This is a genomic window from Thiogranum sp. (assembly GCF_058323355.1).
In genome coordinates, this window is sequence record NZ_JBTTIO010000051.1 from 38,967 (window position 1) to 65,916 (window position 26,950).

General features: G+C 56.8%; 21 protein-coding genes, 1 tRNA gene and 1 pseudogene. 9 read left to right on the plus strand and 14 right to left on the minus strand.

Translation table 11 applies throughout. The features are described from left to right. Position 1 precedes the first annotated feature (1 nt). The 3 genes from ACW81B_RS07200 (at position 2) to ACW81B_RS07210 (ending at position 2,992) form a co-directional block, all read left to right on the plus strand. Positions 2 to 700, plus strand: a complete 699-nt coding sequence (locus tag ACW81B_RS07200) for a spondin domain-containing protein (protein WP_491579538.1) — start codon at positions 2 to 4, stop codon at positions 698 to 700. A 115-nt stretch (positions 701 to 815) separates the two neighbouring features. Beyond that, positions 816 to 1,520 carry a response regulator transcription factor gene (locus ACW81B_RS07205; RefSeq protein WP_491579539.1) on the plus strand — a complete coding sequence of 235 codons (705 nt, stop codon included), beginning with the start codon at positions 816 to 818 and terminating at the stop codon, positions 1,518 to 1,520. Then, positions 1,520 to 2,992 carry a sensor histidine kinase gene (locus ACW81B_RS07210; RefSeq protein ID WP_491579540.1) on the plus strand — a complete coding sequence of 491 codons (1,473 nt, stop codon included), beginning with the start codon at positions 1,520 to 1,522 and terminating at the stop codon, positions 2,990 to 2,992. The genes ACW81B_RS07205 and ACW81B_RS07210 overlap by 1 nt, the downstream gene beginning before the upstream one ends. A gap of 6 nt (positions 2,993 to 2,998) precedes the next feature. Here ACW81B_RS07210 and ACW81B_RS07215 read toward each other — a convergent pair whose 3' ends face one another. The 10 genes from ACW81B_RS07215 to ACW81B_RS07260 form a co-directional block, all read right to left on the minus strand. Further along, the gene (locus tag ACW81B_RS07215; protein ID WP_491579541.1) at positions 2,999 to 6,328 is read right to left on the minus strand and encodes a UvrD-helicase domain-containing protein; all 3,330 of its coding nucleotides are present in this window, start codon (positions 6,326 to 6,328) and stop codon (positions 2,999 to 3,001) included. Beyond that, positions 6,321 to 9,215, minus strand: a complete 2,895-nt coding sequence (locus ACW81B_RS07220; RefSeq protein WP_491579542.1) for a PD-(D/E)XK nuclease family protein — start codon at positions 9,213 to 9,215, stop codon at positions 6,321 to 6,323. Before ACW81B_RS07220 ends, ACW81B_RS07215 begins: the two co-directional genes overlap by 8 nt. Next, positions 9,212 to 9,535, minus strand: coding sequence for a ferredoxin FdxA (gene fdxA, locus ACW81B_RS07225; RefSeq protein ID WP_491579543.1), 324 nt, complete (start codon positions 9,533 to 9,535; stop codon positions 9,212 to 9,214). The genes ACW81B_RS07220 and fdxA overlap by 4 nt, the downstream gene beginning before the upstream one ends. A 62-nt stretch (positions 9,536 to 9,597) precedes the next feature. Further along, positions 9,598 to 10,674, minus strand: coding sequence for a GGDEF domain-containing response regulator (locus tag ACW81B_RS07230; RefSeq protein ID WP_491579544.1), 1,077 nt, complete (start codon positions 10,672 to 10,674; stop codon positions 9,598 to 9,600). Further along, positions 10,671 to 11,729, minus strand: a complete 1,059-nt coding sequence (gene cheB / locus ACW81B_RS07235) for a chemotaxis-specific protein-glutamate methyltransferase CheB (protein WP_491579545.1) — start codon at positions 11,727 to 11,729, stop codon at positions 10,671 to 10,673. Before cheB ends, ACW81B_RS07230 begins: the two co-directional genes overlap by 4 nt. 9 nt (positions 11,730 to 11,738) lie before the next feature. Beyond that, positions 11,739 to 14,027, minus strand: coding sequence for a hybrid sensor histidine kinase/response regulator (locus tag ACW81B_RS07240; RefSeq protein ID WP_491579546.1), 2,289 nt, complete (start codon positions 14,025 to 14,027; stop codon positions 11,739 to 11,741). Further along, positions 14,024 to 14,713, minus strand: a complete 690-nt coding sequence (locus ACW81B_RS07245; RefSeq protein WP_491579547.1) for a chemotaxis protein CheW — start codon at positions 14,711 to 14,713, stop codon at positions 14,024 to 14,026. The genes ACW81B_RS07240 and ACW81B_RS07245 overlap by 4 nt, the downstream gene beginning before the upstream one ends. Then, positions 14,710 to 15,984 carry a CheR family methyltransferase gene (locus ACW81B_RS07250; RefSeq protein ID WP_491579548.1) on the minus strand — a complete coding sequence of 425 codons (1,275 nt, stop codon included), beginning with the start codon at positions 15,982 to 15,984 and terminating at the stop codon, positions 14,710 to 14,712. Before ACW81B_RS07250 ends, ACW81B_RS07245 begins: the two co-directional genes overlap by 4 nt. A 1-nt stretch (position 15,985) precedes the next feature. Continuing rightward, positions 15,986 to 16,444 (minus strand): chemotaxis protein CheW, encoded by a 459-nt coding sequence (locus ACW81B_RS07255; protein ID WP_491579549.1) that lies wholly within the window; start codon positions 16,442 to 16,444, stop codon positions 15,986 to 15,988. Between the two features lie 10 nt (positions 16,445 to 16,454). Further along, positions 16,455 to 18,473, minus strand: a complete 2,019-nt coding sequence (locus ACW81B_RS07260) for a methyl-accepting chemotaxis protein (RefSeq protein ID WP_491579550.1) — start codon at positions 18,471 to 18,473, stop codon at positions 16,455 to 16,457. 359 nt (positions 18,474 to 18,832) lie between these two features. Here ACW81B_RS07260 and ACW81B_RS07265 point away from each other — a divergent pair, with 359 nt between their 5' ends. Together ACW81B_RS07265 and ACW81B_RS07270 are read left to right on the plus strand one after the other, a co-directional pair. After that, the gene (locus ACW81B_RS07265) at positions 18,833 to 19,309 is read left to right on the plus strand and encodes a retroviral-like aspartic protease family protein (RefSeq protein ID WP_491579551.1); all 477 of its coding nucleotides are present in this window, start codon (positions 18,833 to 18,835) and stop codon (positions 19,307 to 19,309) included. 116 nt (positions 19,310 to 19,425) lie between these two features. Continuing rightward, complete coding sequence (locus ACW81B_RS07270; RefSeq protein WP_491579552.1) at positions 19,426 to 20,076, plus strand: OmpA family protein; 651 nt, start codon at positions 19,426 to 19,428, stop codon at positions 20,074 to 20,076. Positions 20,077 to 20,125: 49 nt separating this feature from the next. Here the strand turns inward: ACW81B_RS07270 and ACW81B_RS07275 are convergent. Next, a tRNA-Ala gene (locus tag ACW81B_RS07275) sits at positions 20,126 to 20,201 on the minus strand. Positions 20,202 to 20,387: 186 nt separating this feature from the next. Between ACW81B_RS07275 and ACW81B_RS07280 the strand changes: the two genes are divergently transcribed. Next, positions 20,388 to 20,552 (plus strand): hypothetical protein, encoded by a 165-nt coding sequence (locus tag ACW81B_RS07280; RefSeq protein WP_491579553.1) that lies wholly within the window; start codon positions 20,388 to 20,390, stop codon positions 20,550 to 20,552. 174 nt (positions 20,553 to 20,726) lie between these two features. Here ACW81B_RS07280 and ACW81B_RS07285 read toward each other — a convergent pair whose 3' ends face one another. Continuing rightward, complete coding sequence (locus ACW81B_RS07285; protein ID WP_491579554.1) at positions 20,727 to 21,053, minus strand: type II toxin-antitoxin system RelE/ParE family toxin; 327 nt, start codon at positions 21,051 to 21,053, stop codon at positions 20,727 to 20,729. After that, positions 21,050 to 21,331, minus strand: coding sequence for a type II toxin-antitoxin system Phd/YefM family antitoxin (locus ACW81B_RS07290; protein WP_491579555.1), 282 nt, complete (start codon positions 21,329 to 21,331; stop codon positions 21,050 to 21,052). Before ACW81B_RS07290 ends, ACW81B_RS07285 begins: the two co-directional genes overlap by 4 nt. A 601-nt stretch (positions 21,332 to 21,932) precedes the next feature. Here ACW81B_RS07290 and ACW81B_RS07295 point away from each other — a divergent pair. From ACW81B_RS07295 to ACW81B_RS07305, 3 genes and pseudogenes are all read left to right on the plus strand, one after another. Further along, a pseudogene (locus tag ACW81B_RS07295) lies at positions 21,933 to 22,264 on the plus strand (type II toxin-antitoxin system RelE/ParE family toxin). Further along, positions 22,261 to 22,536, plus strand: a complete 276-nt coding sequence (locus tag ACW81B_RS07300) for a helix-turn-helix domain-containing protein (RefSeq protein WP_491579556.1) — start codon at positions 22,261 to 22,263, stop codon at positions 22,534 to 22,536. Before ACW81B_RS07295 ends, ACW81B_RS07300 begins: the two are co-directional and overlap by 4 nt. Positions 22,537 to 22,562: 26 nt before the next feature. After that, complete coding sequence (locus ACW81B_RS07305) at positions 22,563 to 22,826, plus strand: helix-turn-helix domain-containing transcriptional regulator (protein WP_491579557.1); 264 nt, start codon at positions 22,563 to 22,565, stop codon at positions 22,824 to 22,826. Positions 22,827 to 23,379: 553 nt separating this feature from the next. Here ACW81B_RS07305 and ACW81B_RS07310 read toward each other — a convergent pair. Continuing rightward, positions 23,380 to 26,163: a hypothetical protein gene (locus ACW81B_RS07310; protein WP_491579558.1), complete on the minus strand. Its 2,784-nt coding sequence runs from the start codon at positions 26,161 to 26,163 to the stop codon at positions 23,380 to 23,382. Positions 26,164 to 26,950: the final 787 nt, after the last annotated feature.

Here is a 26,950-nt window from a genome sequence, read left to right on the forward strand (position 1 = left end):
CATGATGAAGAAACTGATCGCAGGTCTGGTACTGGCCGGGGGACTGAATGCCGTGGTACAGGCCCGGGAACTGACCATTGAAGTGACCAATCTCACCAACGGCATCTATTACACGCCGCTGCTGATCTCGGCGCATAACCGTCATATTGATCTGTTCGAACCCGGCGAGCCGGCTTCAGCCAGCTTGCAGGCGATGGCGGAAGGGGGTGATATTTCGGGGCTGGTCGCGGATCTTCAGGCGGCGGGTGCCAACATTGCAGCCGACCCTGCCGAAGGTTTGCTGGGTCCGGGTGAGACGGCAACAGCGCACCTGAGCACAAGGAAGCGGAACCGTTACCTGTCAGTTGTGGCCATGCTGCTGCCGACCAATGATGGTTTTGTGGGGCTGGATGGACAGCGTATTCCCAAAAAGCGTGGAACCTATACCTACTATGTGAATGGCTACGATGCCGGCACCGAGGCCAATAGCGAAATTATCAATGGCGGTGGTGCATCTGGTGTCCCTGGCATTCCTGCCGATCCTGGCGCCAACAGTGGGTCCGGTGCTACCGGTGTGACTGACAGTGAGCAGAATACGCTGGTGCACGTTCACCGGGGTGTACTGGGCGATATGACCCCTGATGGTGGAATCAGTGATCTGAATGCGGCTGTTCACCACTGGTTGAACCCGGTAGCGAAAGTTGTTGTCACAGTACGCTGAGACGCCTGGCGGGAGATGAGCGGTACCGGGCCAGGCTCCCGGGTATTCCGGGAGCCTGTGTTTCTGAACTGTGGCTATAATGGCCGCAGCCGCTGATTTGCGAGAACAATAAAACATGAGCTACAGGTTGCTTATCGTGGAAGACAATGCGGACATTGCGCAACTGATCCGTTTCCATGTCCGTGACCTGGGGTGTGAGGCCGATATCGCAAGCGACGGTAGCGCTGCACTGGACCTGTTTGCCGGGAACAGCTACCAGCTGGTGGTGCTGGATCTTATGTTGCCGGGTATCGACGGGCTTGAGGTTTGCCGTCAACTACGCACACGTTGTTCGCGCATACCGATTCTTATGCTGACGTCGCGGACTGCTGAGCAGGATCGTGTGGCCGGCCTGGAAACGGGTGCAGATGACTACATCACAAAACCTTTCAGCTTTCCCGAACTCATGGCGCGCATCAAGGCGCAGTTTCGTCGTATCGAGGCGCACGGGCAGCAGGATAATTCACTTGCGCAGCCCGTTCAGGCGGGTGGTGTTTTTATTGATACCGTGAGCCGTAAGGTAACGGTCAGTGGCAAAGAGGTTGTACTGACTGCGCGGGAGTTTGACCTGTTGCTGCATTTTGTCAGTCATCCCGGGCAGGTCTTTACACGCATGCAGCTGCTGGAAAAGGTCTGGGGTTATCACTACGAAGGGTATGAGCATACTGTCAATTCACATATCAACCGGCTGCGCGCCAAGATCGAGGAAAATCCGGCAGAGCCACGCTATATCCTCACAGTGTGGGGTGTGGGTTATCGTTTCAGCGATTCGGTGAATTGATGCTGCCACGTACGCTGTTTGCCAAACTGGCCCTGTCGCTCATGTTGCTGCTGGCAGGTATCGGTTTGCTGTATGTTCTGCTCAGTACCAGCATAACCCGACACTACCAGCAGGCGTTTGTGCAGAGTCTGAACCGTGATCTTGCCAGCAAGCTGGTAATAGGCCGCAATCTGTTAAAAGACGGCGTACTGGACCAGCAGGCACTTAAGGAAACCTTTAACCACTACATGATGGTTAACCCGGACATCGAGATTTACCTGCTCGATAGCCGTGGCCGCATTCTTTCCTATTCCGCCGACCCGGGGCAGGTGAAACGGGAGCGCGTCAATCTCGCGCCCGTGCAACAGTTCTTTGCCGGTGGGGAGTTCCCGCTGCTTGGCGACGACCCACGCAGTTATGAACGGCGCAAGGTGTTCTCTGCTACCCGTCTGGCGCTGGGTGATGGTTCACCGGCCTATCTTTATGTGGTTCTGCGTGGCCAGGAATACGAGCGCATGGAACAGCTGTTCCAGAATAACTTCCTGTTGCAGTTGTCTGCTGCAGCACTGCTTGCCAGTCTTGTGGTGGGCCTGTTGTTTGGTTTGCTGGTGTTCCGCTTGCTTACACGTCGGCTGAATCGCCTGGCGGGATTGATGCGGCGGTTCAGCGAAAGTGATTTCACTGAATCTGTCCGCTGGACGGAAGGTTCCTCCCGCCATGATGAAATCGAGTCGCTGGGTGAGAGTTTCAATCGTATGGCCGGGCGCATTCAGGAACAGATCGATGCACTGAAAAAACAGGACAACCTGCGGCGCGAGCTGGTGGCCAACGTGTCGCACGATTTGCGTACGCCACTGGCTGCACTGCACGGTTATATCGAAACCCTGCAACTCAAGGCGGATGCTTTCGATGCGGAGACCCGCTCAAACTACCTGCAAATCGCCCTGCAACACAGTACACGCCTGACAAGACTGGTCGATGAATTATTTGAGCTGGCGAAACTCGACGCCAGTGATGCGCCGGTGCAGACAGAGCCTTTCGCAGCCGCTGATCTGGCACAGGATATTATCCAGAAATTCCAGTTACAGGCGGAGCAGAAGGGCGTGCAGCTCAGGCTGGACAGCATCGGGAGTCTTCCGTTTGTTGAAGGTGATATTGCCATGATCGAACGGGTGCTGGTGAATCTTGTTGCCAATGCCCTCCAGCATACACCGGAGGGTGGGTGTATTACCGTGTCGCTGCGCGCAGATGGTGCCGGGGTGCAGATACAGGTAGAGGATACCGGCAGCGGAATGTCCGGGGAGGAGCTGGCGAAGATTTTTGAGCGTTTTTATCGCGGTGATAACGGTGCGCGCAGCGGCCAGCACGCCGGACTGGGGCTGGCGATTGCCCAGCATATTATTCGCCTGCACGGCGGGATTATCCACGTCAGCAGTGAGCCGGGCAAGGGAACCCGCTTCGCATTTTCTCTACACGCGGCCTCATTGTCCTGACGGGGTTCAGTCAATGGCCTGCAAGCGGGCACTGTGCGTGAACAGCAGATAACAGTGGACAGTGTGTTCCGGCCACAGGCGGGTTATCGCCTCACGGTACAGTGCCAGTTGTGGCCGGTAGTGTTCGGTCAGTGTCTGGATCTGCTCCGTCGTGCTGACACGGTGTGATTTATAGTCGATCAGGTGTACGGCATCCCGCTTGATCAGCAGGCGGTCAACGACACCGTATACCGTGCGTCCGTCCCTGGCGTAGTGTATCGGGACTTCCGTCCATTGTTGCGGGCCCTTCGCGAAAATCCAGTTTAATTCCGGTTTGTCGAGCAGTATTCGTACTTCGTTATAGCAGTCCACCAGCAGCCCGTTGTCGGCAGCCAGCCCCTGCTCCCTGGCAATACGTTGCATCATATCCTGGCCGATACCGCCGTGTTCCACGGCCAGCTGCAGTATGCGGTGGATAATAATGCCGCGTTGTTTCCCCTGCGTATTGCCGGCCGGAAGTTCCCTTTCATCCGTACGGCGGCTGGGCGCAATCTCCCGCCACAGATGTTCCACAGGTATCGGGTGTTGCAGGCGTATATCGGGGCTAATGCTGTCTTCCGGCTGGTCTTCAGCTGCCGTGGTGTGTGTCGGTGGTGTGCTGAACTGCCGCTGCCACGGCGCTTCCAGTTGTGCCGTGCCACAAAGCGGTTCGGTAATCTGGCCGTACCAGCCCAGCGCGTCACCACGGCTGGGGCGACAGCCGGAAATGATCAGCATGTTGCGTGCCCGTGTCAGTGCAACGTACAGCAGATTGGCGGACTCACGCGCCTGTTCGGTTTTTTCCTGCTGGTGAAGCGCTTCACTGATGCTGTCACGCTGTGTCCTGTTGCCTGGCAGCAGGAAATCCGTTGGACGGTTCGAGTCAGCCGGCCAGCATACCAGCGGGGAAATTCCCGATGGGTTGCCCTGGCTGGTGGTGTCGCACAGGAACACGACTGGCGCTTCCAGCCCCTTGGCCGCGTGAATGGTGAGCAGGTTGACACGCTGCTGTTGTGCGGCCCCGGGTGTTGCCTTGCTCAGGCCTTCCTTGTCCAGCCCGCGCAGGTGCTTTACACGTTCCAGGAAACGCGGCAGCGTCGGGTAGCGACCGCTGTCAACTTCCAGCGCCAGTTCGACAAAGCGTGTCAGGTTGGCCTCGACCTGTGCAGCCTGGCTGGCCGGTACAGCCGAGCGGTAACGTTGCAGCAGGTTGGCCTGGTGAAAGATCTGCTCCAGCAGGTCGTGGATGGGGATACGACCGGCCAGTGTACGCCAGTGTGTCAGTAACCGTGCAGCACGTTGCACGGCTGCGTTGTGGCTGTTCTGCCCGGCCAGTTCCGTGAGGCGGTCCAGCCATATGCCGCCGAGCGGTCGCGAAAGTTCACAGAGGATATTTTCATCCAGCGAGAACAGCGGTGAGCACAGTACCTGTGCCAGTGCGAGGTTGTCCTGCGGGGTCATCAACACGGTCAGCAGGGCTTCCATGTCGCGTATTTCCAGGCTTTCCAGCAGTGTGCCCCGGTCGCGACTGAGGTAAGGGATGCCGCACTCGCGCAGGGCTGTCTCATAGTCCGCCAGGTGGGTGCGGGAGCGCATCAGGACCAGGATGTCGCCGTAGCCGACGAGCTGTTGCTGCACCAGTTGCCGGATGCGTTCGGCAATCTGTTTTCCCTCGCGGTAGTAGCGTAGATCACGGCTGTCCAGGCGAGGTTGTTCGAGCGGGTTGCGTAATGTGCCGGGGCTGTCTTGTTCCCCGAATGCTTCCGCTTCGACCAGCGGCCACACCTCGACCTGGCCCCAGGCGTCCTTCAGGTGTGTGCTGTGCGGCTGAAAGCCGGGCATCAGGGGCTGCATGCCCGGCGAAGTGAAAATGGTATTGACTGTATCGATAATAACCGGTGACGAACGCCGCGAGTCATCGAGGTGAATGCGTTGTGCAGCAAGCTTTTCATTCATCCATTCGGCAGCACGATCCAGTAGTGCCGGGTTGCCACGCCGGAAGCGGTAAATCGACTGTTTGCGGTCGCCGACAACGAACAGGCTGCGCTGGCGCTCGCCACCCGCCGCCATTTCTTCCAGCAGTGGCAGGATCATCTGCCACTGGGTCGGGTTGGTGTCCTGGAATTCATCGATCAGCAGGTGGTCGATGCGCTGGTCGAGCTTGAACTGGATCCAGTGTGCATGTTGCGGGTCGTTCAGCAACAGGAAGGTCTTCCATTCCAGGTCGGAAAAGTCCAGCAACCGGCGTTCGCGCTTGATGCGCTGGAAGTGTTCCAGCATCCGCTGGCCGGCAACATACCAGGCAGCGTTGAGACGCAGGGTGCGCTGGCGGTTTTCGACTTCGCGAATGGCCTGCAAGTGCTCACAGAAGAATGTGTGCAGTTCAACAAAACGCTGCGCACCGGCTTCACCCATTTTCTTTTTCAGGGTGGCGGTCACAGTGCATTTCCGGGGCTGTAAATCTTTTTTCAGAAATACCGGGGTAATATGAGAAACCGCAGTTTGTGCATCGATCGTCTGTGTCAGGCAGGGCTCAAGCCGGGCAATAAGTCCAAGGTTGGTGGGGGTCTCATGGCGCCCGAGCAATTGTGAGAATTCAGCCAGTCGTTCACGGGTGGCTTCACTCCAGAACTCCTCCGACAGGTTACGGCTCGCCTCGAGTTGCAGTTTCTTTTCAAGCTGCCGGGTCGCGAATTCGACCGGGTCACCTTCATTATGCGTCCACGCCCACCAGTCACTGCGGTGGTCGATAAACTGTCGCAGTGTGCTGCGGGCGTTGAACAGACTGCCCAGCTCTTCGAACAGTTGTTCAATGGCCCGCGCCAGCAGCGTATCGGGGCGGCGGGTTGCTTCGGCAAACAGCGCATCCCAGCTTTCGTCCACCAGCAGGCCCGTGACTTCGGTGAGTTCAAAGGCCGGCGGCAGGCCGGCTTCCAGCGGGAAACGTTGCAGCAGCTCCTGGCAAAAGCTGTGGAACGTCGTGGTGTGCAGTGTGTGCTCACTACGCAGCCAGTTTTCCAGCAGGGTGCGTGCGCGCCGGCAGGTGGGCGGGGTGGGAGGTTCGCCGATTTCTTCAAGCATGTTCGCCAGGGTGACGTCATCGGCTTCCAGCAGGGCTTCAAGACGCTCGCCGAGCCGTTGCTGCATTTCGCCCGCGGCCTTGCGGGTAAAGGTAATGGCAAGAATGCTGTCGGGGGTGGCGTCGGCCAGCAGCAGTCGTGTCAGTCGTGCAACCAGTTGCCAGGTCTTGCCGGTACCGGCGGACGCCAGTACGCTGAAACTTTGCCCGGGGTCAGTGGCGAGCGGCGCGTCAGTCACTGCCAGGTTCCTGTTGTTTCCACATATCGCGACGGCACACACCGTCAAACTCACACCAGTTGCAGATGCTGTCGTCACCCCAGGCGGGCAGGGCAGCCTGTTGCTGCAGGCGGGCATCGAGTGTCAGCAGTCGCTCGTGAAGGGCCGGCAGCAGGGTGTCGAGTGTTTCACTGTCCGCACAGGTGGCCAGCCTTACCGTGTCCTTTTCGATTTTCAGGTAGTCGAGCTGTATGACATCCACCAGTGCCAGCGCGTAGCTGGGTAGTTGCACCGCTTCACCTTGCCGGACCTGTTGCGCGGAAGGCGGTTTGCCGGTTTTGTAATCCAGCAACGCCGCACCTGCGTCGTTGCGGTCGAGCCGGTCGATGCGGCCGCCAATATGCAAGCTGTCGGTCAAGGCCTGGCCGACCACGACTTCCGCCTCCCGTTCGGGCCAGCTCTCACGCCGGGTAATTTCCCAGTCGAGATAGTCAGGTAGCACGGCGCTCCATTGTTTGTACCAGCTGCGGGCCTCGAAGTTTTCCGTCATGGCGTCGCTGAACACATTCAGGCTGATGTGCCTGAGCAGCTCCTGTGCAGCATCGCGCCGCTTGCCGTCCAGTATGCCCTGCCAGGGGCCGGGAAGACCGCTCACGTCGCTGTTGAATGCCTGGATGATGCGGTGCACCAGTGAACCGTAGTCGGCCTTGCTGAGGGCTTCGGTGATCTCGTCCGGCGGTTTGAGGCGCAGTGTGTCGGCGGCGAAGAAGCGGTAGGGGCAATCGATCAGGCGCTGGTGGGTGGAGGCCGACCATTGCACGGGTATCAGTGCAGGGTTGGTCACAGGGGCGGGGCGGGCCGTTGTCGTTGGCAGCGGCATGTCATCCGGTGTGGCCGGGCGTGCCTGTGGCTGTTTTAACAGGCTTCCCAGCGTTGTGTCGTCCAGTGACCTGCCAAAGGCATGTCGATAGAACACTTCCAGCAATTCCAGCCAGGGGCTGGGCGCGACCGGGTCGCCGTCCTGTTCGCGGTGGCGGGTCAGCAGTACCTGGTCGGCACTGAGCAGGGCGCGGCAGAAGTGGTGCAGCCGCTCTGCGAGCGTTTGCGACCAGGTGGACAGCCCCAGTTCGCCACGTACGCGCTGGTTGAAGAACGCCTGGGCGCCAGGTTTGCCGGGCAACTGGTCGCGGCTGCAACCGGCGAACACCACAGCGGCGAAGCGCTGCAGTCGACTTTGTTCCAGGGTCAGCAATTGCACCGGGCTGCCATTGTCCGGGGGATGAAAGTTGGCGCGTTCCAGGTTGCGGCCCAGCCAGTCGCGGAACTCACACCAGCTGAGTGTTACCGGGCTGTATCGACTGGCGGAAGACAATTCATCGAGCAACGCCAGGAGTTGTTGACCGGCGGCATCGGATTGCAGCGTTACGGTCGCGCCCAGTTCGTCGAGGCTGGTTTTCAGGGCGTCGATAAAATCACTGGCGGCGCAGCTGTCTTCCAGGATGGCCAGTAATGGACTGGCGGCGTGGTCGAGCCGGTTCAGCAGTGTGTGCAGCGCCTGTTTTGAAACCTCACCCCAGGCGGGCAGGCGCGCGCTGCGGCGGTCGAGGTGGTGGCGGTAGCGGTCCAGGCCACGGGCAATATTTTCGTGCAGGATAATGTCCTGTTCCAGGCGCCTTACCTGTCGCAGGTGTTCGTCGCGTTCGTCGGCATACAGAAAGGGGGATTTCAGTACATCCAGCAGTGGTGCGCAGGCGAAGTCTTCCTCGACCGTTTCCAGCCAGCGTTCCAGTAGTGCCGCGGCGCTGGTGGTAGACAGGGCCCAGCCGCCGGCATCATCCAGCGGGATCCGGGAATTTTCCAGCAGGGCGCGCACCCGTCGCGCCAGTCGCCGGTCCCCGGTGATAATGGCAATGGGGCCATCCGGTTTGTCCAGCAACCAGCAACGAACCTGCAGGGCCACGGCCTGGGCCTCCTGCTCCGGGCTGTCGGCGCAGAAGGTATGCAGGCGATCGGCAAAGGGATCGCTGCAGCCGCCAGCTGAAAACTGTCGGGCGCGCTCCACGAGGTGTTGGGTGGTATCGCCGAACAGTGCCTCGATGAAGGCATCAGCGGTATTGAGTGTCGGTGGTTCAGGTTCGCTATCCTGTTCCAGTTGTGCGAGCAGGGTGTTCAGGGGGGCATGCGGGTGATAGCCCTGGCCTTGTGTATTACCGTGCAGGACCAGGCGAGCGCTGCCTTGTTGCAGGCGTTCACGCAGCCAGCGGTTTTCCGCCACACTGAAGCGGGTAAAGCCGACCAGCCAGAGCATCCGCTCATCGAGGCTGGTGGTTGTGTCTTCCAGTTGCTGGCGGTGTGCGCTGGCCGGGTCGGTCAGTCGGTCGGCGTCCAGTTGTTCCCGCCAGGCGCGCCACAGGGTGTGCAGCATCCAGGCTTCCTGTTGCAGCGTGGGGTTGGGTTGACGCAGACCATAGGCCTGCTGCAGCCGGGTTTCGAAAGCGGCATAGTCATCCGGCGTCTGTTCGGCGCGGGTCATTTCATCGAACAGGGTGAGCAGTTCGTCGGCCAGCAGCCAGGGGTCGGTATCGGCGTAGAGGGATTGGCTGTTACGCAGTGCCTCGGCGAGTATCAGCTCACGGGAGGGCCGGTCGAGTACTGTCCTGGAGGGTGCAACGATCCGTGCCAGCCAGCTTTCCAGTGTGTCGATATGTGGCCCGAGCAGTGCGGAGTAACCCAGCTCCCGGGCCTGTTTCAGTAGCGCGGCGCGCAGCGCCGGCGCAGCCTGTGTATCCGGCAGCAGAATCTGGCAGCAACTCAGGTCGGGCAGGGTTTCCCGGTAGTGTTCGAGTACCTGGCGCGCCGTGACAGCGAGCGGGTCTTCGGAAAACGCAACAAGGTGGCAGGCGGTCAACGTTCCAGCAGTTCGAGTTTGCCTTCCTTGCCCAGCCACTCGTCGGCATCAGGTGGTGGATCTTTCTGCTGGGTGATAACCGGCCACTGCTGGGCAAGTTCTTCGTTAAGTTCCAGGAAAATTTCCTGACCTTCCGGCAGGTCGTCCTCCGGGAAGATGGCCTCGGCCGGGCATTCCGGTTCACACAGGGTGCAGTCGATGCACTCTTCCGGGTCGATAACCAGGAAATTCGGGCCTTCGTGGAAACAGTCTACCGGGCAGACTTCCACGCAGTCGGTGTATTTGCATTTGATACAGTTTTCGCCTACTACAAACGTCATGACGGGCTCCTGATTCAACAGTCGCACATGATACACGGATTGCGGGGGGTGTTTCTAACCCGTCAGACAGACGCGAGCTCTTTTTCCTTGTCTTGCGCGGGGTTTGAGGATTCCACGCGGTTACGGCCCGTTTCCTTGGCGTGGTACAGCGCCTTGTCGGCGGCTTCGACCAGCTTTTCGGGCTTGTCCTTGTCTCCGGGGTTTAGTGTGGCAACACCGATACTGAGGGTAACCCTGCCGTTGTCCTCGGCATTTTCGTGGGGGATATTGAGATCGCGGACACTGTTCAGCACCTTGTCCGCCACGGCAATTGCCCCCTCCAGTGTGGTGTCGGGTAATACCATGACAAATTCTTCCCCGCCGTAGCGGCTGACCAGGTCGGCGGGCCGGTGTACGGTTTTCGCCAGTGCGTTGGCAACCTTTCTTAGTGTATCGTCACCGGCCTGGTGTCCGTAGTGGTCGTTATAGCGCTTGAAGAAGTCGATATCGGCAAAGATCAGTGACAACGGCATGTTGGTGCGAACGGCGCGCTGCCATTCCTGTTCCAGTGTTTCATCGAACTGGCGGCGGTTGGCTACGCCGGTCAGCCCGTCGAGTGATGACAGGCGTTGCAGTTCCTGGTTACTGCGCGCCAGTTCCTTGTTCATGGTCTCCAGCTGTTCCTGCATTTTACTCATGGACCTGAACGCCTGGTCGCGTTCTTTCTGCGCAAGGTAGCTTTTGGCGTGGGCGCGGATGCGTGCCAGCAGTTCGACTTTTTCCGGCAGCTTGACCAGGTAGTCAGTGGCGCCCTGATTGAAGGCATCACTCTTGATGTTGGGGTCGTCCTTGCTGGACAGTACGATGACAGGAATATCCCGCGTAGCAGGATTATTGCGGTAGAAACGCACCAGCGTCATGCCGTCCACATCAGGCATGACCAGGTCCTGCAATATGACCGTTGCCTCTATTTCAGTCGCTTGTTGCAGGGCCTTCCTGGGATCAGAGCAATAGTGAAAATCAATATCCGGCTCGTCGGCAATCATGCGCCGGATACCCTCGGCGACCATCGGCTGGTCGTCGACAAGCAGTACCACAGCCCACCGGCTGCTGTTGCTGCTGCTGTTTCCAGATGTTGTTGGTTCGCTATCCGTTTTCATTCCGGTTTCCCTTTCCCCAGGCCTCCGGAAGAGGCCTTCTCCGCCCACCGGGCCAGACTCGGCCCAATGTCCCCCAGCGTTAGAATTTCTGCCGCCGCATCAAGCGCTTTTGCAGCTTTAGGCATACCGTAAACGGCACTGCTGGCCTGATCTTGAGCAATCGTGTGCCAGCCCTGCTCGCGAAGACGTTTCAGGCCCATGGCCCCGTCCCTGCCCATGCCGGTAAGGAGTACCGCAACTGATTGAACTGTATAGTTTTTTGCGAGGCTTTCAAAAAACACGTCAACGGATGGCCGGTAGACCTGTTCAACCGGGTGTGGTGTGTAATCAAGGCTTCCGGCGCGCGTCATAACCAGGTGGTCTTCACGGCCACACACCAGCACTTCGTTGCCATTGAAACAGTCACCAGGGCGGGCGGCGCGTACCGGTAGCGGTGAATAGTCGTTGAGCCAGTTAATGAAACTGGCGGAAAACTGTTCATCCACATGCTGAACAATCGCGACGGCAACCCCCGTGTTTGCCGGCAGCGCCTGGAGGACCTCACGCAGCGCGGCCGGCCCGCCGGTCGATGCACCGATGGCGATCAGGGGTACCCGGGATGTGCTGCCGCAGTTCTCTGATCCGCCGTTTCCGGCTGTTCCGCTTCGTACCGGCTTGTCTGCAATCAGCATGGCAATGGTTCTGATTTTGCGAACCAGTGAGCCGGCACCCTCGGCATCACCGGATGCCCCGAGTATGGGAGTATTGACCGCATCAAGGGCGCCTGCACCCATGGCCTCGAAAACACGCCCGGCATAACCATCCACAATAGCGGTGACAATAAGAATGGCGCAGTCGTGGCGGGCGCTGATGATTTTTGTGGCCTCAATGCCATCCATGCCGGGCATAACCAGGTCCATGAGAATGATGTCCGGGCAATGCTGGTCGCAGCGTTTAACGGCTTCTTCACCGTCCCGGGCCGTCCAGAGTAACTGGTATTCCGGTACGCGACTGATGACGCGCCGCAGGCTTTCTACAGCCAGCATGGAGTCATTGACAATGGCAATACTGATCATGTGTCCGGTTTACTCCGCTGTGCCGATAAGGTCTACGACAGCATCAATCAGGGTTTCATCGTGGAAACTCCCCTTGGTGAGGTAATAGTCGGCGCCGGCTTCCAGTCCACGTTGCCGGTCTTCCTCGCGATCCTTGTAGGACACTATCATCACCGGTGTGCCGTGCAACCTGTCGTCCTGCTTGATAAGCCGGACAAACTCGAACCCGTTCATGCGCGGCATGTCAACGTCACTGATGACCAGGTCGTAATCACTCATGCGTACTGCATTCCAGCCGTCCATGCCATCAACAGCAACATCGACCTGGTAGCCCCGCGTTGCAAGCATATTGCGCTCGACTTCGCGCACAGTAATTGAATCATCAACCACCAGTATGCGTTTTCCTGCGTGCGTGGAACTGGCCTCGTTGTCCTTGATGCGGTCGAGCCGGCCACCGGCAATGAGGATATCAATAGAGCGGAGCATGTCGTCCACATCGATAATAAGGCAGGGGTCACCGTTCTCCAGGACGCTGGCGGCACTGATGTCCTGGACTTTGCCGAGTCTCGGGTCCAGCTTGTGAACGACCAGGCTGCGCTCGCCGATAAACTTGTCCACGACCAGGCCCGAGCGGTTGAGGCGTTCACCCAGTACCACGACTGAAAGTTTATCGCCGGCGGTGGACACGCTATGACAATCGAATACCTGGCTGGCGAACACGATGCCGACATGCTGACTGTCGATGGTGAAGTACTGCCGGTTTTCCAGTGACTCTATCCGGCTGGTGTCGAGTTTGAGTGTGCGGTCAATACGTGCCAGCGGGATGGCATAGGGTTCGCCGCAGATTTCCACCAGCAGCACGCGAATAATGGAAAGTGTGATGGGCAGCTGCAGGTGGAAGCGCGTGCCCTTGCCCGGCTCGGTGGTTACACGGGCCACACCGCGCATACGTTGTACCGTGCTGTGGACAACATCGAGACCAACGCCGCGACCGGATATTTCTGTGACTTCTTCACGCGTTGAGAATCCGGGCAGGAACAGGAATTCCAGCAATTCCGTTTCGGACAGCTCTTTTGCCATGGTTTCCGTCACCATGCCGCGGTTGACGACTTTCTTTCTCAGTGCATCAATATCGATACCGCAGCCGTCATCCTGTACCTGGATGGAGAGCATTCCGGCATTGTGAGCCGCGGTTACTGTCAGTGTGGCCTGTTCCTGTTTTCCTGCGGCGCGGCGTTGTTCGGGAGATTCGATGCCGTGATCCAGTGCATTACGTATCAGGTGATTGAGTGGTGCATCGATGCATTCAAGGATGTCGCGGTCAACCTGGGTATTCAGCCCTTCGATCTTCAGTTCTACCTGTTTGCCGAGTTGGCGGGCCATGTCGCGCACCAGTCGCGGGTAGCCACGGGTTACATCAGAGAAGGGACGCATGCGACTGGCAATCACTTCACTGTGCAGACGGTTGCCCAGCCCGTGCAGGCGGCGGTCGAATTCATCCAGCTCCATCAGGCGGTCAGAAAGCAGGTGACGGCAACGGTTGGCCTTGGTGTGTATTTCGCCTGCCAGTGTCCTGCTGTACTCGTCACCCTTGCTGGCCAGCAGGCTGTCATTCAGATGATCCAGCAGGTCGATAAGTTCTGCCTGACGGTGTTTGATCTGTTGCAGTGCGTCAGCAAAGGGGTGCAGCCAGCGTGATTCCACCTGTACTTCTCCTGCCAGGCCGACCAGCCGGTTCAGGCTTTCTGCGGAAACGCGTACGGAGTCTGCGTTGCTGTCCGTGGTTTTGTCGGGCACTCCGGGTTGTACTGGCGTGTCAGGTGTGGGGGTGTCTTCTATTGTCCGGGTATCTGTCGGGGGCGGAGTTTCACCGCTCTCGCCTGAGTCCGTTTTTTCGGCCCCGGCTACCGGTTCGGTAGCCGTGCCGGATGCAGGCGCTTCCAGTGTCCCGATATTTGCGATGCTTTCCGTAACCGCGGAAAGTCTGTCTTCCCCGGCTTCGTCCTTCGACAGGGCAACCAGAAGATCGACACCTTCCAGTAACAGGTCGATCTGGTGTGGCTGTAGTGTCAGTTCGCCTTTCTGGGCGGCCACGAAACAGTCTTCCATGGCATGTGCCAGCTTGACACCGGCATTGATGTCCACCATGCGCGCGGCACCCTTGACAGAATGGGCGGCACGCATCAGTGCTTCCAGGTGTTTTGCAGGGTCGCTCTGTTGCTCCAGTGACAGCAGGCCGTCACTGAGGATTGTCGCCTGGTTATCGACCTCCAGACGGAACAGTTCGAGCATGGAAAAGTTGCCGAGATCCTCGCTCATTGCAGACCTTTTGACAGTGCGTAGAAAAGCAGGCCGGTATCCAGTATGCCGACATGGCGATCACGCCATTTCAGGATGCCCGTGGTAAAGCTGGATTTCGAACGGGACACGGTGGCAGGCAGTGGCTGTATGGCGTCATCGTTGTAATGGTAAATCCCATGCACCTCGCTGGCGGGAAACACAAAACTCTGCTCATTCCAGGTGGCGGATATCATGCGCTCGTGGATCTCCCGGTCACTGGCATAGTCTTCACGCGCTTTCTCCAGTTGCAGCACAACACCAAGGGAGACGCACAGCCTCAGTTCACCCCGAATGTTGACCAGTCCTTTTACGAGTGTCCCTTCGGCGTGTGGCAGGCTGTGGATAGAACGCAGCCGGGTAATTTCATCGACACAGCGGCTTTCCAGCGCCAGCCACTCATCGCCAAGGCGAAACAGCAGTGTTGAGTGTGTTTCGTTATTTTCCCTGCTGCGAGGTTCGGCAAAGCGTTCTGTCCACTCACGTCGATAGTCATCGGAAGACGGTCGATCCAGCACCTGTCGCCCGGCAGCAGAGTAGCGGCTGCAGTTACGGCAGTGCACAACCTGTTCGAGTTCCGGGCAGCTCGCCTGTCCCTTGCTCCAGACACCGATCCGGTTCCAGCAGTCATCCGGTTTCTGTTCATCAGGATGCTTCGGCGCGTTCATTTGGTGGCCCCCGATACCTGTTCCGGTGCGCAGCGCATGGCGCGTTCGCGGAAGCGCACTGCGCTGCTGGTGTCGCCGAGCTGCTCACAGACAACACCGAGATGAACCAGGGCCTCATGGTGAACAGGGTCCAGGTAGACAGCCTTGCGCAGTAACTGTTCTGCTTCTGACAGATTGCCGGTGGATTGACGAATCAGTCCGAGCAGGTAATAAGCGTCTGCCTGCTGTACCTGTTCCGCCAACAGGCTCTCGCAGTGTTCTGCCGCTTCACCAAGATGTCCTTCATCAGCGAGCCGGAACGCCTGTCGCAACAGGTCGTCGTGTTGTGTGTCGTGTTTATTTTCCCGTACATCGGTCGTTGTCGGAGTGAAGCTGGAGAACGGGCGCTGTTCCGGTGTTCCTGCTGGCATGATCCACCGACGGGGCGTTTGTCGACGTTTGGGCGCCGGTTGAGCTGATTCGATGTTTGGCGAGGGTGTGCGGCTGCGAACAAAACCGAAGCACCGCGGGTTGGGCAGCGGACTAAAATCACGTTTCAGCAGGAGTGCGGTTTCCGAGTGGCCGAGAAACAGCAGGCCATCGCCGGTCAGCAGTGTCTGCAGGCGGTCAATGGCAGTATCCTGCGTCGTGCGGTCAAAATAAATCAGCAGATTCCGGCAAAAAATAACATGGTAGGGTGACCGGTTGCAGGTGAAGCTGTCATCGAGCAGATTAGCCTGTTCAAAACTGACATATTCGCGGTTGCTGTCATTGATCCTGTAGCGTCCATCGCAGGCCTGGAAGTGCCGGTTCCTGTATTCGAGCCGGTTGCCGCGAAACGAGTTTCTGCCGTATTCACCCTTCAGTGCCTTTTCTATATTGGTACTGCTGATATCAATGGCGTCTATCTGCGCATCACGGGGGGAGATGTTGGCATCTGCCAGGCACATGGCAAGGGTGTAGGCTTCTTCCCCGCTTGAGCAGGGCACGCTGAGTATGCGCAGGGTCCTGCCGGCGTGATGTGGCAGCCATGCTTCCTGCAGCCACTGGTTAAATGCATCAAACGGGTTGATGTCCCGGAAGAACCAGGTTTCCGGAATAATAACCGTATCGATCAGGGCATCCAGCTCGGTGTCGGAATGTGACAGTACCTGTCTGTAATCAGCAATTTCTGCAATGCCGCAGTCACGCATGCGCTGTTCCACGGCATGGCGGATCGTGCTCGAACCTACCGTGGAACTGTGCAGTCCCATGCGCTTCTTCAGTAACAGTTCAATGGCAGCGAGGGGCATGTCAGCCTGCCTCGGCCGGGTACAATTGTGCCTGCACGTCTGCCGGCACCAGTTCGGTGATGGATAACTGCTGCACCAGTCCCTGTTCGGTGTGTGCGGCGCGCCCGATGAAAGGGGCGTCGGGGATATCGATACCGGTGTCGCTGAAGTCCTGTTCGTCGAGTTGCAGGGTTTCTGTCACGCGTTCAGCCAGCAGGCCCAGTGTGCGAGTGCCGCCTGTGGCCAGCGGGAACTCGACCAGGATCATGCGTGTGGTAATAAGGTTGCTGCAGGACTGGTTGTTCGCCAGCCTGCACAGGTCCAGCACCGGAACGTGTTGTCCATGGTAGTTGAACAGCCCGGCGATGTAGTCCGGTGTTTTCGGCAAGGGCTCCAGCTCAACCATTGACGCGATTTCCACCACCTCGCGTGCCGGTATCGCGTAACGACTGTTACCCAGCTGGAATAACAGCATCAGCATCGACGTGGCCTCAGGAACTTACCCGGAAATGGGAGGCGCCTTCCTGGAGACGCTGGGCGGCCTCGTTGAGCTGCATGATGGCGCCATTGGACTGGCGCAGTGAATCGGCGGTCTGTTGCGCGGACTCGCTCAGCTGAACGATGGCGTCACGGATCTGGTTGCCACCCTGTGACTGCGAAATCATGCCTTCGTTGACTTCCTCGAAACGGGGTATCAGGGTTTCGACCTGTTCGATAATGCTTGCCAGCTGTGAGCCGACCTGGCGGACATCGTCGACACCGCGGCGGACTTCTTCGGAAAACTTCTCCATACCCATGACGCCGGCGGAAACCGCGGATTGCATTTCCTTGACCATCTGCTCGATGTCCCAGGTGGCAACTGCGGTCTGGTCCGCCAGGCGGCGGATTTCAGTGGCGACAACAGCAAATCCCACACCGTATTCACCGGCCTTTTCCGCCTCGATAGCTGCATTCAGCGACAACAAGTTGGTCTGGTCCGCAACACGGTTGATGGTGGTGACCACGGTGTTGATGTTGCCGGCTTTCTCACTCAGAACGGCCAGTTTGGAGCCAATCGATTCTGTGGCGTCCATCATCTGGTGCATGGTTGACTCCATGCGCTGCAACGATGAGCGTCCGGCATTGGCGCTTTCAGAAGTCTTCCATGCTACCTCCGTGACCTCGCTCATGGTGTTGACCAGTTCCTTCGAGGTTGCGGTGATTTCTGTCACCGTTGTCTTGATCTCATTGGTCGTGGCCGCCTGTTCCGTCACAGTGGCCTCCTGCTGTTTTGCCGTTGCAGCTATTTCGGTTGCCGAGGAGGTGACCTGCACACCCGACTGCTGGATACGTGCAACCAGCGAGTTCAGGCTGTCGAGCATTTGCTGGATACCGGCGGCCAGCTCGGAGATGATGTCCTGGTCCCGGTACACCATAATCTGTCCGGTCAGGTCGCCCTCAGCGGCCATGGCAACCACTTCCTGGATCAATTCCACCTTGCCCTTGATGTCTTCCGAGGCCTGACGCTCGCGTTCAATAATGCTCTCCACCTTGCGGTTGGTGGCGTTGAATGCGTCTGCCAGGTGTTTCAGTTCTTTCAGGGCGTGGTTGTCCACCTGGACACTGGTATCGCCTTTGGCGACACGGTGCATGTCACTGAGCATGGCGCCGAGCGGGCGGAACAGGAGCCGTTCGAGCAACAGAATGACAACGAGCAATGCGATGGCGAGCAGTGCGATAAAGGTGCCGGTAGTGGCGTTGCGCGTTTTGTGGGTAGCCTGATACAACGCGGAGAGATCATCCAGCGTGGCCAGTTTTGCCAGTGGCGGGCCGTCTTCCGGCGTAACCAGGTAAGTGACTTCAGGGATAATCCCGGTTGGTGATGTCCAGTTCCGGCTTTCGTAAAGCGCCGTGTTATTCAGGCTGTTGATACGCACAGGCAGGCCGGTCACGTTCTCCACGAATTGCAGTGCATAGACCGGGTCAAAGCGTAATTCCAGGTAGCCCTTGCCGGCGTTTTCCCCGACAGGGTGCAGCACCGAATAACGCGGCAGATCGCCGTCCAGCCAGAAGCCCTGTGCTGTTTCGCCAGCTTCACTCTGTTGCAGTAGCGGGCTGTCGAGTTCGCTGTTTTCCCCGCTGGACATGAGGCGTTGTTTGTTGCTGTTGTAGAGGTGTACGGAAACAGGCCTTAACCGGGGCAGGTCGGTGTCGAGCGGTGCGTGCAGCAATTTCGCAAGCACGGGGTTTGCCGTGCCAGCCGGGGCCTCGGCGAGGTAGCTGGCGAGTCCGGGTTGACGCGAAAAGGTTTTGACAGCGGCATTGGCCAGGTGAGCCGCATGGGTTTCCATTTCGGACAGTGCGGCGTTGCTGGTCGCACTGAGCATGCGCGCCACGGTGCTGAGGTGGACATCGGTTGCTGCTTTCCGGTATTCGCTCTCGGCGATGAATGAAGTGCTGACGCCGATCGCCCCGATGAGCAGCAGGGCGCCGATGGTCAGAGCCTTGATTGAAAAATTCTCGATTCGCATAGCGTGTTTCTCGTTGTGTCATTCCGTCCCCTGGATGTCATGGGGACTGCAATTTGCTTGCCAGCGCCTGAGAAACGTCAAGGGACGTGGGGGACGCAGATGAAGCTTGTGTGTGTGACTGCGCCAGCAGCCCCGGTTTTCCGGGTTATCTGCCAGCCAGGGCGATTCGTTCCTCCGGTAAAATACCCTAACAGACTGTAATAATTGAATAAAAATAAATTCCCCGGGGTTGTGCCGCAGGCCGGGTGCAGGGCCGTAAAAGATTTGTCCCGGACAATTTCCACAGTAGCTATTAATCTCGTATCAAACCGGCCGCTGTCCTGATGACGACAGAATTTTGTCACTGTAGTGGAGTGGTCATGTTTTCAGCACGTTTAAAATGGATAGTGGCACTGTCTGGCCTGTTGCTGGCCGGTACCGTACTTGCTGACTCGTACAGGATTATTCCCATGAACCAGAAGCACCTGGCAACCTACTATGTGCAGGCCAGCATGCTCGGTAGTGGTGATGTTGAATTCATGGTGGATACCGGCGCAGGTTACACCACCATCAATGAATACACGCTGAAGCAACTGATCGATGCCGAAAATGCCACGCATATCGGCGAACTGACCGGCGTGATGGCGGATGGCAGAGAGCTGCGCCTGCCACTTTACCGGATCAAGCGACTGGTGCTTGGTGAGGACTGTGTTCTGAATGATGTCGATGCAGCTGTTTTCCCACAGGAAACCCGTATGCTGCTGGGGCTGAGTGCGCTGGAAAAGGCGGCCCCGTTTGTTTTTTCTACCAACCCCCCTCGTCTGAGTCTTAGCAACTGCGGCACATCAGCCAGTTAAATCATTTTTTAATCGTTGCTTCTCCCCGGCGTCTGCTGGAAAATATTACCACGGTGACTGTACACAAGTGCCGGTGGGTACATATTCCAATAATGCAGTGTTCGGAGAGAAATAATATGAAAAATATAACACGCATCCTGCTGGTTGCCGGTTGTGGACTGGTCAGCAGTTTTGCGCACGCCGCTTTAGGTTATGTCAGTGATAGCTCCAGTACAGTGGTACGTACCGGTTTTGGAGAATGTGTACATACCACGCGCTGGTCGGAACAGGTTGCTGTTGCAGAGTGTGAGCCGGCCGTGGTGGCGGCTCGTGAAGCGGCAAAGCTGGCGGCTGTGGAGGTTGTCATCGTCAGGGAGCTTAAACCGGTGAAGCTGGGTGCCGAGGTGTTGTTTGCTTTTGATAGCGCTGAGCTTACGGACGATGGCAGGACGAACCTCAGTGCTGTACTCGGTACATTGACCGCGACTGATCTGGAGGATGAGAAAATACGTATTACCGGCCATACCGATATGATCGGCGATGACAGTTATAACCTGGAGTTATCAAAGCGGCGTGCTGCCGTTGTGCGTGATTACCTTGTTTCGCAGGGTGTCGTACCGCAGTTTATCGAAACCAGCGGCGTGGGTGAGGCAGAACCTGTTGTCAGTTGTGAAGGCAAACGTGGTGCAGCGCTGGTTCAGTGTCTCGCGCCCAACCGGCGTGCCGAAGTGGAGCTTTCCGCCATGGAGTTGATCGAAATGGAAAAGGGAGTTTCGGCCGGCCAGTAATCCTGCCAGGTCGGAACCAGGAACAATTTGTCAGGAAGTAAAGAGGGATTGGTGGAGCCGAGGAGGATCGAACTCCCGACCTTCGCATTGCGAACGCGACGCTCTCCCAGCTGAGCTACGGCCCCGGTACTTTTAAATCAACAGGTTACAGAATCCTTGAAGTCTACCGCCGTTTTCGCGCACACTACACGCACAATTTGATTGGGATTGCATGTGCGTGTGCGTGAAAGTTCGGGAAAACGGGTGAAACATCAACAATGGCTACCTATTCGAAAGAATTCGTGTGGATTATACCGGTTGGTACCAAAGCAATGAAAGCCTATTCTCGTGGGAAAGCTGAGGCGGTGGCGCGTGCCCATGGCGTGTCCTGGGAGAATGTCAGGAAAACACTTCGCGGGGTGCGTGCCCAGATTCGTCGAGTGGGGCAGCCGGCCTTGTCCAAAACCTTTCCAACCAAGGGCGCTGCGGAAGTCTGAACCGCCCGTTCCCGGACTTCCGGGGAATATCTCTTGTGCGTGTTCATGACTCTATCCTCTCAAGAAATAGAGTCTCCGGTAAACCCGGGGCGGTTCAGCTTCCTGTTCGTCAGCCGCCCAGTGATCATGGGCCAAGTGCAGGGGATCATCTACCGGGCCATAGCAGGGGCGGTTCTAACGAATCAGGCGCCGCTCGAGTAATATTGTCATATCCCTGCGGCTATCAAGAATGCAATGAATGAAGACGTCCTGCCGGATCACTTCATAAATGACACGATATGGCTTGAAATTGACCTCCCTGTAATTTGTTACACCGATTCGATCCAACTCGGGCGGGGTATGGCCCCGTTCAGGCAACTCGGTAAGTCGCGAACAGAGGGATTCCAACTGTTCAAGTACATATTCTGCATTTTCCACTGAGTCGTGGCGTGCAATGTAGCGGTAGATATCGATCAGGTCGTGTTCAGCATCTTCGATAATTCGGACACGATAACGTTTCACTCGGCGAGTTCCCTGATTCGCTTGCGTACATCGGCAAAGGCCTTCCCGAGTGGTTTGCTGCGGCCTTCCTGAATGTTTTTGGAGCTTTGGGCAAGTATCTTGAGCAGGGCCAGGGATTCCTGGGTTTGCTCATAACTTGCAATATCCTGCAGTACCGCTTTGGCTTCACCGTGTTGCGTGATGACCAGGGTATGCCGCCCTTCACTGATATCACGCAGAACCTCGGCGGTGTGGCTTTTCAAGTAACTGATGGGTTTAACTGATTCACTGAGTTTCATGGTGCCCCCGTTATCGTGTGCTGACCGTAATCGACCTAAATATAGTCTATATTTAGGTCGATCGCAACAGGGGGGGTACCGGGGTGGTGGCTTTGGAAAGTGGTGATTAGCAACTATTTCTGAACATGGTGTTTTTCATGGTATTATCATTTGGCAGAATAATAAATCATTGAAAATAAAAGCTAAAAAAGGCTTATTGGTAATAGAGTGGGAGCGACAGGCACTCTCAGGCAATGTCAGGCAATGTCTGGCACTGGCTGGCACCGACAGGCTATTGAGTACTAACTGCCTGTAATCTCAATATTTTCCGGTTTTGGTCTTATATTGATCTGTACGGGACGACGGCTGCAGGCAGTCGTTATTCGATGGTATGAATCATGGTATTACACATACCGACTTCCCGTACACGAAAAATACCATGATGAGCACGATACACTACTCATGGTATCAATGATTCACAAGGCATTGATAAAGAACAAAACACCTGAAATATCTTTCCATGAAATCATGGTATTGGTGATCAGGCGTATCTTGCTGGGCATCCGTCCCGCCAAAATATATAAAATTTGATATAAATATAAAATTTTGTATAATAATCTTTATGAAAGACGTGCGTTTTGTGGGTAGCTCATTGGACGATCTCAAGCACTTTCCGGCAAGCGCACGTCGGCAAGCGGGTTTTGAACTCAGTAATGTCCAGGCGGGGTTGCAGCCAAGTGACTGGAAGCCGATGAATACCGTTGGTGCCGGGGCTGTTGGGATACGCATCAAGGACGCGGTCGGTATTTACCGGGTGATTTATGTCGCCCGATCGAAGAGGCCATTTACGTGTTGCATGCTTTTCAAAAGAAGACACGGAAAACACGCATGTCGGATATCGAGTTGGCTAAAGCCAGGTACAAGGCGCTGGCAGAACAGAGGAAACATAAATGACGATTTCAAAAAGTTACCGCAATGTATTTGAGGCGCTGGAGGATAATCCGGCGATGGCGCAAAACCTGAAGATTCGTTCAGAGCTGATGATTGCACTGCGTCAATATATTGAGGATTCAGGACTGGGCCAGAAAGAAGCTGCAGAGGTGTTTAGTGTTCACCAGCCGAGAATCAGTGATCTGATGCGTGGCAAGATTGACAAGTTCACCATCGACAGATTGGTCAATATGCTGGCGCGGATTGGAAAAACCGTGAAGGTGAAAGCGGCGTAGGCGTACCGGAAACGGCAAGAAGTGTAATGATGGCTCTGACGAAAGATTTTAAGGACACCATTCAGGCACGTGCCCAACGGGATCCCGCGTCTCGCAAGGCCCTGTTGCAAGAAGGGGTCGAATGCCTGCTCGCCGGTGATGTCGATACCGGCAAGGCGGTGCTGCGCGACTATATCAACGCGACGACCGGGTTCGAGGAACTGTCCCGGGTTTTCGACAAGTCGAGCAAGAGCCTCATGCGCATGTTCGGTCCGAAAGGGAACCCCAGGCGAGTAACCTGTTTGCGGTGATCGGTTATCTGCAGGAGCAGGAAGGCATTCACCTGGAAGTCAAAGCCCGGAAGGTTGCCTAAGGTGATGTGTATCAGTGTTCAATCGGCAATTTCTTTCGAGCATTTTGAAGGATTTTCTGAGCATGGTATGTTTCATGGTATTAGCATTTAGGCGAACGCCGCAGCTTCTGCCCCGGTTGCGGGGCGCGACGCATGGTCGAAAGTGCGGCGCTGCTGGTCGATGAAATTTTGCCTGAGCAGCCTGTGCGCCGGTGGGTCTTGAACTTCCCATTTCCTTTGCGTTGGCCGTTTTTTGGGACGGCAAGGCTTGCTGGAACGGGATGCCGAAAACAGTTATCTCGCCGGGGATACGGTTGATGAAGACCCGATGGCTCAACGTTATCTGATAACCCTGTTCTTGCCAGCGAGGTATTCATCGAGCATAACCACGCCCACTGAGCGTCGTTTCAAAAGCGAAACTTTCTCACTAATACGGCAGATTCATTGATACGTGGATCGGGCATGACCATATCCTCCATTTTTCACGGTACGCTACGGCCTTTGGACTGATATCAGGGTACACGCCTGGCCCGACTCATATGGCAACCGGGCATTTTCAACCGCGCCCTGGCCTGCCCCGACCTGCCAGCCAACAGGCTCAGCTTCCTCAACGGATAACTATCAGCATTACTCACAGGTGTTTTGCGGCTCATACGTATGGCCTTGCCTCTGCCACTGGCTACCCATTGCATATTGATACGTTCTGTTTTTTGTCCTGATCCCGACGGGTCAGGTTTAAGTGTTATCACTGAACGATTGCCTTCCGCGAAAATTTCGATTTCAGCAAGCAGGCGGTTTTTCCCGCATTCGATATCACCCTGCCAGCGTCCGATAAAGGGACTGCTGTTTTCAGCAGACGCGTTCTTTTTCTGCACCGTCTGCTTCCGCACCGGGTGTACAGGTACTGCCTGCGGTTTTGCGCTTTGAACGGGTGGCTGCGTGACCGTAGCTTTCTGGCTCGGCGCCGGCTTCTCCCGAGTAGTGGCAGAAGATGTTGCGAGACTCTGTTCAGCAGATGCTTTCGGCCAAGGTGTGGCTGGACTGCAGGCTTCCCACTGGGTCTTGTCACTGGATTCAAACACCAGTTTGCCCAGCGGATCAATCTGGTAACTCAGAATGGCGGTGGAACCGTCCTTTTTCGTCAGCGTGACGTTGAATGACTTGCCATCGATGGCGGGGACGCCCTCGATCACCGACACAATGCGGAACAGGTTTCCGGGAATGTGGCGGCGGAAATAGTAGTGATCATCATTCTTCCGCAGGTCGCACTCGCCCTCATGTTCGCGGCTACCGAATCTGCCCCACAGCCCGTAGTGACCGACCAACTCATCGAGATCGGTCGGATAACCTTGCGCCTCAGTGACAGGCATCCAGTCCGATTGTTCTTTTCCGTCGGCACTCCGACCATGCAAGCTGCCATCGAGTTCGAGCTGGAGATTCATAACCCCGCGCACCCCCATCGCACGCCAGTCATAACGGAATTCACGCCCCTTGCGCTCAGCGTAGCCGTTGGTGAGCGTGACGCCAAGGTGGTGTCGCAACCGGCAAAGTGGCTGGCTGGAAGGTCTATCACCCATGTAGGGGACAAAACATACCCCACGATAGGCAACGCCGTTTGGCCCCACACCTTCCACACGGTAAAACCCGCGCATTACAGGCGCCACCGTATCATCCCGGACCAGCGTCTCGCGTACCTGCTCGGACGCCCGACTGCCAGTAAACCACTCCCGTTCACCTACCAAACGACCATCGGCCTGGCGGGTATAACTTTGCGGGCTTCCTGTACGTCCAAAAACCAGCTTTCCCTTGTAGAACAAACCACTCTGCTTGTATCTCACCTGTCCATGTTGCCAGCGAACCCAGTACAAGCCCGGCTTCTGGGCATCGATCTTTACCCGGATCGTGTAAGGCTTGCCCTGCGGATCTGTTCCTGTCGCCACATATTCACCAGTGATGTCGGACTCGGAAGCCCTGGCCACGACAGGTTGCAGTTTCTGGTAAACCAGCTTCATGTGGATCATCCAGCGCTGTTTACCGCTGCGGTCATAGTCCTCCACCAGCTCCTGCAATGCCTTGTACACCGTGTCCTTTCCAAACAGGCTGTTGTACAGGTCGATCCATTGCATGACCTGTTCCGGTGTTGCCGTCAGAACATCTTCCTGCCAGATCGTTATGACCCGCCGGTAAAGCGGGTCATCGACCAGGGCTGCAACGCTGTCCGTAGCCGGTGCGCAGGAAAACGCTGCCTGCGCACCGAGCCTGGCGCGCCGAATAATATCGTCAGGACTTTTCAGGGATGACCACAACGCCTTGACCACCGGGTCATTCTCATTATGTGCGCCGGTGAGGAAATCCAGCAGGCTGCGCCGTGGTCGACCGACAGCCTTCGTTCCATAGGCCATCTTCAGGTACTTTTCAACGTCGCGATTGTTGTTTGCTGCAACCACTTTTTCCAGCCATTGTTCCGCCTCGTCGCGGTCGAACGATCCGTATTCGTACAGGTACACGTCCTCCAGAAACGCCTCGTAGATCCGTCGCCCACGGAAACGTTCACTGCAAAACCCGGATTTCTTTTCCTGCACAAACGCATTGATGAAAGCAAAGCCATCCGCACCACCCGCTTTTGCGGCAGCAATAGCCGCCGTATGACTGACCCCGAGTCCACGGTTGTACACCAGGTTATCCAGGTTCATGGCCGCACGATACAGGACGTCAAAATCGGCGAGTTGCTGGTAACGCAGATTCGGATTGGCCCGCACCGCAAGGATGCCGAGCGCACTGTCTGGCCCGAAGCCGGGTATATTGTCAACAAACTCCACCTGGTCGCGGCATGTCTTGTATTCGTCATAATAGGTTATGCACCGGACGCCGCCTGTAGCACGCGTGCAGTCCGCCCAGCGGTCGTACCGGGATCGGCATTTCGAGGGGATTTCACCGTAGGATATGAGCTGGCCCAGGTTTCTTTTGGCTTCGCTGTCCATGGGACCGGGACGGGTACCGGTAACATGCTGCATCAGGATAAACTGGTCGCGCACATCAAGCAGAAGTTCCAGCTTTTGCCGCGCTTCCTGTCTTTCGGCTTCCGGGCAGTTTGCACAGGCCCAGTACATGCCGCGCACGGCACGCAGCGCACCGAGTTGGTCATCCTTGAGCCCCCGGATAGCTGACATAATATCCGCGAACGCCGCATCCGAATCGAAGCGCTCGGTTTCCGCTGTTACCGTTGGAGAAAAAGTGAACAGCGTTGCCAGCACAAGACAAAGAGAAACCAGATGATATGAAGATGGCTTGTTCATTGCGCGCACGACTCCAGGCCGGGTTTTTATTTGACTATATCATTTTTTGTGCGCTCATCAGCAGGCCAAAAGTCCGGAAACCCTACTTTAAAACTGTCTATTTGACGGGGAAGCTTACGCAAACATTTCCTGATAATCAGGCTTTTCGTTTAGGGTCCGGCACAGGGCATTTATCCTTCCTTTACCCAAACCGCGCGTGCGGGTGGCGGGTGAGCACGCCGAGGCGGGCATCCAGCCCCTGCTGCGGGCAGCAATTTTAGCGGGAACCATGTGTACCGTCGGGGTAAAGGTGCGGAAGCACCGCCTACACCGACCTGTCAGGATTCTCGACAACCGGTTCTTTGAGTCCAACATATTGGATTTCAAGGAGAAATTTCGGGCTTGTGGTATAAACACTTGCAAAGCGTGTCGGTATTTCTGACAGTCGGGAGTGTGTGCGATATCGCAACACGTTGAATTCGCTTGATTAACGAGAAGTTACAAGGTGCTGGTAAGAAGATTGCATTATTTTGAAACGACAATCCTGGGCCAGGGACTGCCCGCAATGTGCCGTTTCCCGTGCCGCCAGGAAAACGCGGCACCTCGCGCCTGAAGACAAGGCGGATCGGCACCCTGAAAATGAGAAGAGGGCACCAATGTTGCGACGCGTCTTTTTCCTGTTCGGCCTGATCCTGGCATCTGCTCATGTGGCCGCGGCAGGGGTCTATGAATGGGCAAAAATCAGCGGTACGATCTCCAGCTATAACCCGGCCGCCAGCCCGACCACTACCGGGGAGATCAGATTCAG

Excerpts from the sequence above, each read along its gene's own strand:
- ACW81B_RS07200 (WP_491579538.1), top strand. The coding sequence starts at position 2 with ATGATGAAGAAACTGATCGCAGGTCTGGTACTGGCCGGGGGACTGAAT.
- ACW81B_RS07205 (WP_491579539.1), top strand. The coding sequence starts at position 816 with ATGAGCTACAGGTTGCTTATCGTGGAAGACAATGCGGACATTGCGCAA.
- ACW81B_RS07210 (WP_491579540.1), top strand. The coding sequence starts at position 1,520 with ATGCTGCCACGTACGCTGTTTGCCAAACTGGCCCTGTCGCTCATGTTG.
- fdxA (WP_491579543.1), bottom strand. The coding sequence starts at position 9,535 with ATGACGTTTGTAGTAGGCGAAAACTGTATCAAATGCAAATACACCGAC.
- ACW81B_RS07230 (WP_491579544.1), bottom strand. The coding sequence starts at position 10,674 with ATGAAAACGGATAGCGAACCAACAACATCTGGAAACAGCAGCAGCAAC.
- cheB (WP_491579545.1), bottom strand. The coding sequence starts at position 11,729 with ATGATCAGTATTGCCATTGTCAATGACTCCATGCTGGCTGTAGAAAGC.
- ACW81B_RS07240 (WP_491579546.1), bottom strand. The coding sequence starts at position 14,027 with ATGAGCGAGGATCTCGGCAACTTTTCCATGCTCGAACTGTTCCGTCTG.
- ACW81B_RS07245 (WP_491579547.1), bottom strand. The coding sequence starts at position 14,713 with ATGAACGCGCCGAAGCATCCTGATGAACAGAAACCGGATGACTGCTGG.
- ACW81B_RS07250 (WP_491579548.1), bottom strand. The coding sequence starts at position 15,984 with ATGCCCCTCGCTGCCATTGAACTGTTACTGAAGAAGCGCATGGGACTG.
- ACW81B_RS07255 (WP_491579549.1), bottom strand. The coding sequence starts at position 16,444 with ATGCTGATGCTGTTATTCCAGCTGGGTAACAGTCGTTACGCGATACCG.
- ACW81B_RS07260 (WP_491579550.1), bottom strand. The coding sequence starts at position 18,473 with ATGCGAATCGAGAATTTTTCAATCAAGGCTCTGACCATCGGCGCCCTG.
- ACW81B_RS07265 (WP_491579551.1), top strand. The coding sequence starts at position 18,833 with ATGTTTTCAGCACGTTTAAAATGGATAGTGGCACTGTCTGGCCTGTTG.
- ACW81B_RS07270 (WP_491579552.1), top strand. The coding sequence starts at position 19,426 with ATGAAAAATATAACACGCATCCTGCTGGTTGCCGGTTGTGGACTGGTC.
- ACW81B_RS07280 (WP_491579553.1), top strand. The coding sequence starts at position 20,388 with ATGAAAGCCTATTCTCGTGGGAAAGCTGAGGCGGTGGCGCGTGCCCAT.
- ACW81B_RS07290 (WP_491579555.1), bottom strand. The coding sequence starts at position 21,331 with ATGAAACTCAGTGAATCAGTTAAACCCATCAGTTACTTGAAAAGCCAC.
- ACW81B_RS07300 (WP_491579556.1), top strand. The coding sequence starts at position 22,261 with ATGACGATTTCAAAAAGTTACCGCAATGTATTTGAGGCGCTGGAGGAT.
- ACW81B_RS07305 (WP_491579557.1), top strand. The coding sequence starts at position 22,563 with ATGATGGCTCTGACGAAAGATTTTAAGGACACCATTCAGGCACGTGCC.
- ACW81B_RS07310 (WP_491579558.1), bottom strand. The coding sequence starts at position 26,163 with ATGAACAAGCCATCTTCATATCATCTGGTTTCTCTTTGTCTTGTGCTG.